The organism is Oleiphilus sp. HI0080, from assembly GCF_001635135.1.
The window spans coordinates 1-10,301 of the sequence record NZ_LWFU01000354.1 but is presented as its reverse complement, the minus strand read 5'-3'; the positions used below and the strand labels follow the sequence as shown (position 1 = coordinate 10,301).

At 46.2% G+C, this 10,301-nt stretch carries 14 protein-coding genes; 5 read left to right on the top strand and 9 right to left on the bottom strand.

Features of this window, described 5'->3' with window-relative positions; genetic code table 11:
* Nucleotides 1–159 precede the first annotated feature (159 nt).
* The 4 genes from A3751_RS05210 to A3751_RS05195 all read right to left on the bottom strand — a co-directional run bounded on the left by A3751_RS05210 (nucleotide 160) and on the right by A3751_RS05195 (nucleotide 3,212).
* Nucleotides 160–729, bottom strand: a complete 570-nt coding sequence (locus A3751_RS05210) for a hypothetical protein (RefSeq protein ID WP_068453059.1) — start codon at nucleotides 727–729, stop codon at nucleotides 160–162.
* Between the two features lie 101 nt (nucleotides 730–830).
* On the bottom strand, nucleotides 831–1,082 hold the full coding sequence (locus tag A3751_RS05205; RefSeq protein WP_068453056.1) for a YfhL family 4Fe-4S dicluster ferredoxin: 252 nt from the start codon (nucleotides 1,080–1,082) through the stop codon (nucleotides 831–833).
* Between the two features lie 29 nt (nucleotides 1,083–1,111).
* The gene (gene coaD / locus A3751_RS05200) at nucleotides 1,112–1,594 is read right to left on the bottom strand and encodes a pantetheine-phosphate adenylyltransferase (RefSeq protein ID WP_068453053.1); all 483 of its coding nucleotides are present in this window, start codon (nucleotides 1,592–1,594) and stop codon (nucleotides 1,112–1,114) included.
* A gap of 172 nt (nucleotides 1,595–1,766) precedes the next feature.
* On the bottom strand, nucleotides 1,767–3,212 hold the full coding sequence (locus A3751_RS05195) for a coniferyl aldehyde dehydrogenase (RefSeq protein WP_068453050.1): 1,446 nt from the start codon (nucleotides 3,210–3,212) through the stop codon (nucleotides 1,767–1,769).
* Nucleotides 3,213–3,417: 205 nt separating this feature from the next.
* Between A3751_RS05195 and A3751_RS05190 the strand changes: the two genes are divergently transcribed.
* Nucleotides 3,418–4,074: a TetR/AcrR family transcriptional regulator gene (locus tag A3751_RS05190; protein ID WP_068453047.1), complete on the top strand. Its 657-nt coding sequence runs from the start codon at nucleotides 3,418–3,420 to the stop codon at nucleotides 4,072–4,074.
* A gap of 53 nt (nucleotides 4,075–4,127) precedes the next feature.
* On the opposite strand, the gene yihA is transcribed toward A3751_RS05190, so the two are convergent.
* Nucleotides 4,128–4,805 carry a ribosome biogenesis GTP-binding protein YihA/YsxC gene (yihA, locus tag A3751_RS05185; protein ID WP_068453044.1) on the bottom strand — a complete coding sequence of 226 codons (678 nt, stop codon included), beginning with the start codon at nucleotides 4,803–4,805 and terminating at the stop codon, nucleotides 4,128–4,130.
* A gap of 253 nt (nucleotides 4,806–5,058) precedes the next feature.
* Between yihA and A3751_RS05180 the strand changes: the two genes are divergently transcribed.
* The 3 genes from A3751_RS05180 to A3751_RS05170 all read left to right on the top strand — a co-directional run bounded on the left by A3751_RS05180 (nucleotide 5,059) and on the right by A3751_RS05170 (nucleotide 7,470).
* The gene (locus tag A3751_RS05180; RefSeq protein ID WP_068453041.1) at nucleotides 5,059–5,679 is read left to right on the top strand and encodes a cytochrome c; all 621 of its coding nucleotides are present in this window, start codon (nucleotides 5,059–5,061) and stop codon (nucleotides 5,677–5,679) included.
* Between the two features lie 208 nt (nucleotides 5,680–5,887).
* Complete coding sequence (locus tag A3751_RS05175; RefSeq protein WP_068453039.1) at nucleotides 5,888–6,556, top strand: thiol:disulfide interchange protein DsbA/DsbL; 669 nt, start codon at nucleotides 5,888–5,890, stop codon at nucleotides 6,554–6,556.
* A 38-nt stretch (nucleotides 6,557–6,594) separates the two neighbouring features.
* Nucleotides 6,595–7,470: an endonuclease/exonuclease/phosphatase family protein gene (locus A3751_RS05170; RefSeq protein WP_068453036.1), complete on the top strand. Its 876-nt coding sequence runs from the start codon at nucleotides 6,595–6,597 to the stop codon at nucleotides 7,468–7,470.
* A gap of 63 nt (nucleotides 7,471–7,533) precedes the next feature.
* Here the strand turns inward: A3751_RS05170 and rpmG are convergent, their stop codons facing one another.
* The 3 genes from rpmG to A3751_RS05155 all read right to left on the bottom strand — a co-directional run bounded on the left by rpmG (nucleotide 7,534) and on the right by A3751_RS05155 (nucleotide 9,191).
* Nucleotides 7,534–7,689 carry a 50S ribosomal protein L33 gene (rpmG, locus tag A3751_RS05165; RefSeq protein ID WP_068453033.1) on the bottom strand — a complete coding sequence of 52 codons (156 nt, stop codon included), beginning with the start codon at nucleotides 7,687–7,689 and terminating at the stop codon, nucleotides 7,534–7,536.
* Nucleotides 7,690–7,701: 12 nt separating this feature from the next.
* The gene (rpmB, locus tag A3751_RS05160) at nucleotides 7,702–7,938 is read right to left on the bottom strand and encodes a 50S ribosomal protein L28 (protein WP_068453031.1); all 237 of its coding nucleotides are present in this window, start codon (nucleotides 7,936–7,938) and stop codon (nucleotides 7,702–7,704) included.
* A 215-nt stretch (nucleotides 7,939–8,153) separates the two neighbouring features.
* Nucleotides 8,154–9,191 (bottom strand): AI-2E family transporter, encoded by a 1,038-nt coding sequence (locus A3751_RS05155; RefSeq protein ID WP_068453027.1) that lies wholly within the window; start codon nucleotides 9,189–9,191, stop codon nucleotides 8,154–8,156.
* Between the two features lie 151 nt (nucleotides 9,192–9,342).
* Between A3751_RS05155 and A3751_RS05150 the strand changes: the two genes are divergently transcribed.
* Nucleotides 9,343–9,981: a glutathione S-transferase family protein gene (locus A3751_RS05150; protein WP_068453024.1), complete on the top strand. Its 639-nt coding sequence runs from the start codon at nucleotides 9,343–9,345 to the stop codon at nucleotides 9,979–9,981.
* A gap of 4 nt (nucleotides 9,982–9,985) precedes the next feature.
* On the opposite strand, the gene A3751_RS05145 is transcribed toward A3751_RS05150, so the two are convergent.
* On the bottom strand, nucleotides 9,986–10,222 hold the full coding sequence (locus A3751_RS05145) for a hypothetical protein (protein ID WP_068453021.1): 237 nt from the start codon (nucleotides 10,220–10,222) through the stop codon (nucleotides 9,986–9,988).
* Nucleotides 10,223–10,301: the final 79 nt, after the last annotated feature.

Sequence of the window (10,301 nt, the reverse complement as noted above, 5' to 3'; positions counted from 1 at the left end):
TTGTGTCGTGATCGTTATGCGTTGCCACACTCTCACGCGCACAATGCGCTCAGCGATGCCATCGCAACAGCAGAGTTGCTGATTGCCCAAATTACGGCGATGGATGGTATGAAGACGAGCTATGGCCAGCTTGGTTCGCGTTGGTCGTGAGCTTCGTTGTTAGAATTCATCACCAAAAAAAGGATCTTTGTTGGCGACAGGTTCTGAGGTTTGAAGCTCTTTCAATGCCTTTTCGCGTTGCTGGCTTTTAACCATGGCTTCGTCTAACTGTTCACTGTAAAGCTCAAGCCAAGATCTGGAGCCAGGAACCATGTGCGCCAAATCATAAATGGACGAGCGAACGGTATCCATGAACTTTTGTTTTGCTTGCTCTTGCTCTACCAGAATGCGCTGAATGGTGGCGTTAGAAGAGTTCTCGATTTTGTTATCGAGTGTCTTAAGCTGACTGCTGAGTTCTGCGAGGCGAATATCGTACTGTTCGAGAAGCTCGGCCTGGCCCTCTAAGGTCTGTATTGTTTCGGTATTATTTGATGGGCCTGAGTTCGCACTTACTCCGCCAAAGTAGTGCATCATGAATGCGGTAATTGAGGCAGAGAGCGTGACAATGAGTATCAGTGCGATAGACATTAGGACGATGCGGTTTTTACCCACTTTACCTTCTAGGGCATCAAGCCGTTGCTCTGGTGTCAACGTGATTTCCGCTTGTTTGTCTTCTTGCTCTGTACTCATAGCTGTCCTGCTGTTTGGCCATCTCTGGCAAGGTATGTGGCAACTTACTTTAAGGTAAGTGTAGACGGGATATAAAAAACAGCTAATGCAGGCGGTGTGGCCTAGGCAGAGCCAGTAAGCAGGTTATATTTTGCCATTAGCTGTTCTTGCGTTTCTTTATGCGCCGGATCGAGCGGGATGCAGTCTACGGGACAAACCTGCTGGCACTGCGGCTCATCATAATGTCCGACACACTCGGTGCATTTGCTCGGTTCAATCTCGTAGATTTCTTCGCCTGGAGAGATTGCCTCGTTTGGGCATTCAGGCTCACACACGTCACAATTAATGCAGTCATCAGTGATGATTAGTGCCATGGGTACTTCCTATTTCTTGCGTGATCAAATTAGTGGTTTTTGAAGTGTGATTTAAGAGCGTCCGACACCACGGGATGAACGAACTCATCGACATTCCCACCCAATACTGCGATCTCACGAATAAGTGTCGATGAGATGTACGATAAGTGATTGTCTGGGGTCAGGAATATGCTTTCTGCTTGAGGAACTAGTCTGCGATTCATATCAGCAAGCTGAAATTCATACTCAAAGTCGGATACGGCGCGTAATCCGCGAAGGATCACGTTGCCCTCATGTTCGCGAACAAATTCGGCGAGAAGATTCTCAAAGCCAACGACTTCAATATTATCGATATGCGAGAGGACTTCTTGCGCGAGAGCAACGCGTTGCTCTAAAGGAAACAGCGGTCGCTTCTTGGGGCTAGCCGCAACAGCGATAATAATTTTGTCGAAAACACGCGTAGCGCGTTCGACGAGATTAGTGTGACCGTTGGTAATTGGATCAAACGTGCCCGGATAGATAACCGTTGTCATGCATTCGCCTCTGAGGGAAGTCATTATTAAGGGCCGCGATGAAGAGCGGCAAGTCCGCTTTTTGTGCCGGATTTAATCAAGGCTGAATAGTAAACAAATAAAGGCGTAGTGACAATGTGGTGGCAAAGACTGGGCGGGGAAAATGGGCGCTCAAGCGAGCGCCCGAAAAAGCCTAGCGCATGAAAATTGAGAAGATCAATTTATGGATGGCTGTACCGTAAGGAGGGTAAGCAAACTTGGTGCTATTAATCTTACCTTTCGCAAAAATTGGCTTTTTATGAGAGAAGGTATGAAAACCTTCTTCACCGTGATAAGCGCCCATGCCGGATTCGCCAACGCCGCCAAAATGGAGATCTTCCTGCGCAAAGTGAGAAAGTGTGTCGTTAAGACAGACGCCACCTGAGCGAACGTGATCAAGGACAAAGTTTTGTTCGTCTTTATCGTGGCCAAAGTAGTAAAGCGCCAGCGGAGAAGGTCGGTCATTTACAAAGTCGACCGCATCTTCAACTGATTTCACGCCAATGATTGGAAGTACAGGGCCAAAAATCTCATCCTGCATGCAAAGCATATCTTCTGTAGGATTCAGGACAAGATGGATCGGCATTTTACGCGTTCCGTCAGCCATGTCTTCGCCAGCGTGGTTACACATCACAACCGTTGCGCCTTTTTCTTCTGCATCTGCCACATAACTCTGCAAACGCTTGTATTGGCGATCATTAATAACGGACGTAAAGTCATTGTTATGTTTGAGCGTTGGGTACATTTCCGCAAAGTAGCGTTGGAAGCGTTCAACAAATGCTTCAATGCGATGTTCCGGGCAAAGGATATAGTCCGGTGCGATGCACGTTTGGCCTGCATTAAATGCTTTTCCGAAAACGATAGGCTTGACGGCTTCGTCTATATCGACTGTTTCCGAAATGATGGTTGGAGATTTACCGCCAAGTTCAAGCGTGACTGGAGTCAAGTTTGCAGAAGCTGCGCGCATCACGTGACGCCCTACACTCGTAGAGCCAGTAAACAGCAAATGGTTCCAAGGGATGTCTGAGAACTCGACAGCAACGTCGGCCTCTCCGTTGATCACTGCGACCAGATTCTCAGGGAATATTTTTCCGACTAATTCTTCAACATAGGCCGACGTCACGGGTGTGAATTCAGACATCTTGATCATTGTGCGATTGCCTGCGGCGAGCGCAGAGACGAGCGGCCCCAGAGAGAGTGATATGGTGTAATTCCAAGGAGCAATGATGCCGACAACGCCGAGTGGCTGATATTGCACTCGGGTGCTTGCTGGCATGAATAGCGCAGATACTTTCTTTTTGTCTGACTGCATCCAGCTCTTTAGATTTTTGATGGTGTAATCAATGGTGTGCAAGACCGGCATAATTTCGGCTAGACGGGTTTCATCTGCTGAACGGCCATCGAAATCTTCGGATATTTTCGCGATAAAGGTTTCTTGGTTATCTAGGAGGGCCTGGCGTAGTTTTTTAAGGTTCGCGATACGCTCTTCATAACTTGGCATCGGATTACGACGAAACGCCTGAAGTTGTTCTTGATAGATGTTCTTCATCTTCTTGATTTGGGACTTACTTTCAGAAATTTGAACTACGTCAGCAACCATGTTGGTTTCCTCCGGTTTTGCGGCGCCTATGCGCGCTTTTTATCTTTTGGGGACTGCAAAATATCAAATTAGAGTATATACTCTAACAAGTCAATGCGCTTGCCGGAATTATCACGTATTGGGTTTTTAGTATGTAGCCAGCGGGCTCTGAGCCTGTTGCTGTATGCGTTAGAGATAGTAAGAGTAAGGATCTACAGCGACCATAATGAAGACAAAAGAACGTATTATTCTGGAGAGTCTCGATCTGTTTAATGAGCGGGGCGAAAGGAATGTTTCAACCAATCATATCGCTGCACACCTCAATATGTCGCCTGGTAATTTGTATTACCACTTCCGCAACAAAAACGAGATTATTTATCAGATCTTCAAAAACTATGAGTTGATGGTCGATACGTACTTGCGCGTCCCAGAGGGGCGGGCCATTGAGATTGAGGATTTGCTCTCCTATCTTGACGCTGTTTTTAACGGCCTCTGGGCTTATCGATTTTTGCATCGTGATCTTGAGCATTTGCTAGATAGCGATGACAGTTTAAGAGAGGATTATCGAGCGTTTACGCTGCGCTGTGTGAATGGCATTACTGAGATCATTGCGGCGCTCGAAGAGAGTGATATCTTTGATGAGCAAACGCATGAGCAACGTCGCACCAAGGCGCTCAATGTTTGGTTAATTGTGACTAACTGGATGACCTTTCTTAAAACCATGTTTGGCGCTGATCAGGATGCGCCATCAAATCGCAATGCGATTCGGCATGGTGTGTACCAGGTTTTGGATTTTATCGTGCCGCATTTGCGTGATGCGGAGCGGCAGCAGGTCGTTGAGTTTCAGGCATCGTATTGTTTCAAGGGTTTGCTGCCGGAGTAAGTTTCAGGCATCGTATTGTTTCAAGGGTTTGCTGCCGGAGTAAGTTTAAGGCATTAGCCTTGATGCTGCGCTTCTGCTTCGTCTGAATCATCTGCCTGAAGGTACATTGAAAAGTTTCGATCCAGCGCTGTGCGCGCCTCTTTTAGTCCTGTTTTCTTAAGGCTCGAAAACAGAATGACGTCGTTGATATAGCCGTGATCTTCAAGTGCTCTCTTTACCTGCAGCATGCAGGCTTTTGCGGGGCCATATTTTAGCTTGTCTGATTTTGTCAGTAGTACGGTAGTGCTCAGCTCGCTTTTTTTACTCCAGTCCAGCAGCATGGTGTCAAACTCGGTCATGGGTTTGCGAATATCCATAATGAGAACGAGCCCCGCTAAGCTTTCTCTATTCTGGAGGTAGTCTTCAAGGTGCTTTCCCCATGCTTCTTTCATATCAAGAGATACTTTTGCATAGCCGTATCCGGGAAGGTCTACGAGTCTGACGCCGTCCACATTGAGAGCGAAAAAGTTAATTAGTTGAGTACGTCCAGGTGTTTTACTTGTGCGTGCCAGCTTTTTGTTTTGAGTGATGCTATTTATAGCCGAAGATTTGCCGGCGTTAGATCTTCCTGCGAACGCAATCTCGATGCCTGAATCGCTCGGGCAATTACTGAGCTTAGAGCCGCTCTGTAAAAAGCTTGCGCTGTTGTAGGCAAGCTGGAACTTGGGTGTGTTTTCTAGCGAATCGCTCATGCAATTTTACTCTCAGGAAGGCGTGGCTAAGGCTTTTATCAAAGGTACCTTAGTGTATAATAAGCCACGATTTTTTGCCTGATCTTTCTTGTGAGATCTTAAAGTGTCGATATACTCTTTTAAGGTCGACGCTGTTAAGGTATTTAAAGGCACTGATAGTGATTACTTCGTGTTAGTCATAGTGTTAACAAGAAGAATAAGAGTGGCGAAGCCGACTACGTGGCGAATTTTTTAAATAGAGAGCGCACAGATTATGAATAAGTTTTTGAAGGGGATGGTCATCGCTTTGGGTTTAAGCGGCTCCGCATGGGTTTCTGCGGAAGTTGTTGGTGACCCACAAGCTGGAAAGGATAAGTCTGCGGTATGCGCTGCTTGTCACGGAGCAGATGGTAATAGTGCTGCGGGGAATTTCCCGAAGCTTGCGGGACAAGGTGAGAAGTACCTTCTAAAGCAAATGTATGATCAAAAGGAAGGTCGTCGTGAGATCGTTGAAATGACGGGGCTTCTGGATAGCTGGAGTGATCAAGATATGGCGGATGTTGCAGCTTACTTCGCATCTCAGACTATCAGCATTGGTCAGGCGAAGGCCGATCTTGTTGAAGAGGGTCGTAAGCTATATCGTGCGGGCAACCCAGCTACGAATATGGCGGCATGTATTGCCTGCCACGGCCCGGCAGGAAAAGGCATGGCTGCAGCAGGCTTTCCGGCGCTTGGTGGTCAGCATGCAGATTACACGATTGCACAGCTTAAAAAATGGCGTAGTGGTGAGCGAAGCAACGATGGCGATACGCGTATGATGCGTTCGGTTGCTGCGCGTATGAATGATCGAGAAATTGAAGCGGTAGCAAGTTACATTCAAGGCTTGTCTGAATAAGCGAGCGCTTGCCTCAAGGCAAACAAAAAAAGCCGAATCTGATGATTCGGCTTTTTTTTGTCTAAGGAAATCTTGGTTGGTATGGAACTGTGACAGGGTTTTCTTGTCGTATAAGTTTAATTAAATAGTCATGTAGTCAGCTTGAGTCAGATATACCGCAGGCCTATCATCGACCAATTACCGCTTATTTTAACCTGAAGGAGCAAGCATGTTTCAGTCTCGTATTGTTGGGGGCCTTTTGTTAGCGGTCGCCATTCTCTTTAGTTCACTTACTACAGCTGCAGAAATGTGGGAGAAAGGTCGGCATTATAAAGAGTTGCCTTTTCCTGTGAAAACACGCGATGCCTCAAAGGTAGAAGTGGTTGAAGTATTTTGGTATGGCTGTCCCCACTGCTATGAATTTAACAACGATTTCCTGCCTGCTTGGGAAAAAGGTTTTGCGGCTGATGTCGATTTTCGTTTGATTCCGGCAACGTTCCCGGGTTGGGTAACGCACGCAGAAGTTTTCTTTGCCGCAGAGGAGTTAGGTAAGGTAGACGAAATGCATCAGGCGTTGTTTGATGCAATACAGTCTCAGCCCAAAAATTACCAAGAACGTGAGGATTTTGTCGAAATCTTTGCTAAGTTTGGTGTCTCTGAAGAAGAGTTTATGGCGGTTTTCGACGCGTCAGGGTTTCGTAAGATTTCTAAAGTAGAAGAGCAGGTTAAGGCAACGGGCGATCGTATCAAGGCATACCGTCTTACTGGTGTTCCGGCGTTAATCGTAAATGGGAAATACAAGATTGGCGTTCGTGATGCCGGTGGTTTTGCAAACATGATTAAGATTGCAAACTTCCTTATCGAGAAAGAGCGTGCTGCAATGCAAGCGGCTAAGTAATAAGCGCTTCTGCATCACTAAGAGGTGTAAGAAAAACTATGTATGCAGGCTTGCGTAGTCGTGTTAGACAGATTTTTACACCCTCTGATGCCTTAGTCAGAGCTTCGTCTAGCTCCGCTCCCGAGGCTCTGAACACTGTTCCTAAGGTTTCTCATGACGAGACGATTCGTCTTCTGACGTATAACATTCAGGTTGGTATATCGACTTCGTCCTATCGCCATTACGTGACGCGTAGCTGGCAGCATTTCTTACCTCACCGTAAACGCCATGAGAACCTCACTAAAATTGCACATTTGCTGCACTCATATGATGTCGTTGCACTGCAAGAGGTTGATGGCGGAAGCTTGAGAAGTGGTTTTGTTAATCAGGTAGAGTTTCTCGCCAATGAGGCGGGCTTTCCATACTGGTATCAACAGCTTAATCGTAACTTTGGGCCACTAGCGCAGCATAGTAACGGTTTGCTGAGTCGCTATCGGCCCTTGTCGGTAGAAGAGCACTCTTTGCCAGCTTTGATTCCTGGGCGCGGCGTAATTATTGCGAAATATGGTTTTGAGGATGATCCGCTGGTGTTGGTGATTTTGCACTTATCGCTAAGTGCTCAAGCTCAAAAGGCGCAGTTGTCCTTTGTGAAAGGCTTGATTGATAAGTATAAGCATCTTGTTCTGATGGGAGATATGAATACGCATGCGGAGCGTCTGTTGCAGCATGGCTGTTTAAAGGAGTTGGATTTAGTGCCTTTGCCTGGTGTGACGAATACCTTCCCTAGTTGGCGGCCGCAGAAAGATCTTGATCATATTCTGGTGAGTCGTTCTTTACGGGTAAAGCGAGCGCAAGTGTTGAGTTTCCCTGTCTCTGATCACTTGCCGATCGAGCTAGAGTTCGGTTTGCCTGAATCCTATAAAGACAGACAATAAAAAACCCGACGCTATGACTTTTCAGTACTAGGGTCGGGCTTTTCAGGAAGCAAGTAAAAAGTGTTACTTGATCTTTGCTTCTTTGTACATCACATGCTTGCGAACAACAGGATCGTACTTCTTGATCTCCATTTTTTCAGGCATGTTGCGCTTGTTTTTGTCAGTGGTGTAGAAGTGACCAGTGCCAGCGCTAGAAACTAAACGAATCTTATCTCTCATTTCGAGCTCTCCTTAAACTTTTTCGCCGCGTGCGCGAAGCTCGCTAAGGACAGTTTCGATGCCCTTCTTATCGATGATGCGCATACCTTTAGTAGATACACGTAGTTTTACAAAACGGTTTTCGCTTTCAACCCAAAAACGGTGTGATTGTAGGTTAGGCAAAAAACGACGACGAGTGGTGTTTTTTGCGTGCGAAACATTGTTACCTGTTACAGGACGCTTGCCTGTAACCTGACATACTTTAGACATACTAAAACCTTGCCTCCAATTTCTAAGTGCTCTCGTTGGGGGCACCATAGAACAAATTCAAATCTTTTGGGCTTTCTTGATCGCGGTAACGCCCACTTTCAAGAACCTTCAATACTGCCTAGCCGGCGGTTTCGAGGGAGCCCTAACCAAAGAGCCCGACTTTATACCAGAAAGGATATTTAATCGCAAAGAAAAATAGGCTCAACGTGAACATTTTACGGCTTTTCATGCTCGACGGGGTCTTCACCCATCATGATGGCGATCCACTGGGTTTCCTCTGTACTTTCAAAAGCGATTTTTAAAAGCATGGTTAGAGGTACGGATAGGAACATGCCAACAGGTCCGAACACCCAACCCCAGAAAACTAAAGATAAAAACACGACCAGTGTAGATAGTCCTAACCCTTTACCTAAAAAGCGTGGCTCGACCATGTTGCCCATGACCATGTTGGCGGCAACATAGAGCAGGGCGGTAAACAAAGCGCTGAGTGGGCCCAACTGGATGATTGCTAACAATACAGTGGGAACAGCGGCAATAATTGAGCCGATGTTTGGAACAAAGTTTAGGAAGAAAGCAAGCACCGCCCAGAGCAAGGGGTAGTCAACTCCGATAATAAGCAGCCCTAGATATATCATTGTGCCGGTGGCGAGGCTGATGACCGCTTTGATTGTCATATAGGTTTTAACGGTATCTAGAAAGCGCTGTATATGCCGCATTTGAGCGCTTTCTTCACCAAATGCTTTGTGTAACTTGTTAGGCAAAGACAGGCTCTCAAAAAGCATGAAAATCACGGTCAGGATAATCAAAAACGAATTCGACAAGACCCCCCCTAGACTACCGAGAGCGCTCATCGCGGTCTTGAAGATGCTAGAAGGATCGAAGGTGTCCATTAAACGTTGTTGCGGTATCTCGACACCCCAGCTTCCCAGAGTGGTGATCATGTGTGAGAGCGTGCCGCGCAGCTTTTCTTGATAGAGCGGTAAGTCGCTTGAAAAGGCTTTTACTGAACTACCAATAATGCTGATTAATACTATTTGAAACAGGCTGATAAAAATAACAACAGCAATGAGAGATAGCCATGCCGGTAAGCCTTTTTTCTGCATCAGTAAAAATGGAGGCGCACAAATAATGGCAAAGAACCCTGAAAGCAGGAATGTCACCATGATGGATTCAGCGGCACGCATGCCTGCAATGACAATCACGAACGCGGCAAGAACAAACAAGGTGCGAGAAGAGCTAGAGTAAGTCGACATAATAGTGCTTTAAATGGACGGTTTATATGACTATAGCGAGGCTGAGGTTTTTTGTCATAAACAATGGCCTTTAAAGTGTGGCATATTTGATATGCTTGGTTTTAATGCCCCGCTTCGCTAACTAGCGATTCATCTTAATTAAAGGTCTTGTATGTATCAGCTTTATTACTACCCGAATAATGCGAGCTTGGCGCCGCACTTTCTGCTTAAGCATATGGGTTTGGAGCATCAGCTGATCAAGGTCGATCGTGCGTCTAATTGGCATAAATCCACAGACTATTTGAAGCTCAATCCTGCGGGTAGAATTCCAGCGCTTGTGATTGATGGTCAAGCGATGTTTGAGAGTGCGGCTATTTGTGTGCATTTGTGCGAATTGCACCCCGAGCATGGTTTGATACCTGCAGTAGGGACGTATGCAAGGGCGGAGTTCTTCCAATGGATAATGTATCTAACAAATACGCTGCAAGCCGAATTAATGGTGCGTTACTATCCGGAGCGGCACATTAAAGATCCTACTTTGGTAGATGGCGTGATTGCCGCGCAGGACGAGCGTATCGTAGAGGCTTTAGAGGTGATTAATCAACGCCTGGAGAAGCAGCCTTATCTTTGCGGAGATGCATTGACAGCATGCGACTATTTTTTGTTTATGCTGTGCGAATGGTCTCTAGTCCTTACCCGTTCGCCAGTGACATTTTCAGCGCTTTCGGCGTATTTACAAAAACTTAGCCAGAACGAAACCATTAAAACAGTTTGCGAGATCGAAGGAATTGACCTGTCAGTATTTCACTGAGCTCTTATTTTCGTTTTGCGATAAAACCAAAAAAGCCCGATACAAGCACCACTAATATGTCCCAAAAGAAAGCAAAGTAGTACTTGAACGGATTGCCCTCAGCGCTTACCAGATGTTCTTGCCCCATTTGTCGATAACTATATGCCTCTCCGGTGATGTCTTGGAAGAGCAATACGCTGAATACGATAAAAAAGAAGCGGGCTAACCATTGCTCGGTTTTATCGACTTTTGGAAGCGTCACTTAGGGTATCCTTCAATATGGCTTCATGCTGGCTGATGAATAGTGATACATCATTCGCTGATTTATTTGGCGCTTCCTC

Bases quoted from the DNA above. Each gene is read 5' to 3' on its own strand.
- A3751_RS05210 (WP_068453059.1), bottom strand. From the start codon at position 729: ATGAGTACAGAGCAAGAAGACAAACAAGCGGAAATCACGTTGACACCA.
- A3751_RS05205 (WP_068453056.1), bottom strand. From the start codon at position 1,082: ATGGCACTAATCATCACTGATGACTGCATTAATTGTGACGTGTGTGAG.
- coaD (WP_068453053.1), bottom strand. From the start codon at position 1,594: ATGACAACGGTTATCTATCCGGGCACGTTTGATCCAATTACCAACGGT.
- A3751_RS05195 (WP_068453050.1), bottom strand. From the start codon at position 3,212: ATGGTTGCTGACGTAGTTCAAATTTCTGAAAGTAAGTCCCAAATCAAG.
- A3751_RS05190 (WP_068453047.1), top strand. From the start codon at position 3,418: ATGAAGACAAAAGAACGTATTATTCTGGAGAGTCTCGATCTGTTTAAT.
- yihA (WP_068453044.1), bottom strand. From the start codon at position 4,805: ATGAGCGATTCGCTAGAAAACACACCCAAGTTCCAGCTTGCCTACAAC.
- A3751_RS05180 (WP_068453041.1), top strand. From the start codon at position 5,059: ATGAATAAGTTTTTGAAGGGGATGGTCATCGCTTTGGGTTTAAGCGGC.
- A3751_RS05175 (WP_068453039.1), top strand. From the start codon at position 5,888: ATGTTTCAGTCTCGTATTGTTGGGGGCCTTTTGTTAGCGGTCGCCATT.
- A3751_RS05170 (WP_068453036.1), top strand. From the start codon at position 6,595: ATGTATGCAGGCTTGCGTAGTCGTGTTAGACAGATTTTTACACCCTCT.
- rpmG (WP_068453033.1), bottom strand. From the start codon at position 7,689: ATGAGAGATAAGATTCGTTTAGTTTCTAGCGCTGGCACTGGTCACTTC.
- rpmB (WP_068453031.1), bottom strand. From the start codon at position 7,938: ATGTCTAAAGTATGTCAGGTTACAGGCAAGCGTCCTGTAACAGGTAAC.
- A3751_RS05155 (WP_068453027.1), bottom strand. From the start codon at position 9,191: ATGTCGACTTACTCTAGCTCTTCTCGCACCTTGTTTGTTCTTGCCGCG.
- A3751_RS05150 (WP_068453024.1), top strand. From the start codon at position 9,343: ATGTATCAGCTTTATTACTACCCGAATAATGCGAGCTTGGCGCCGCAC.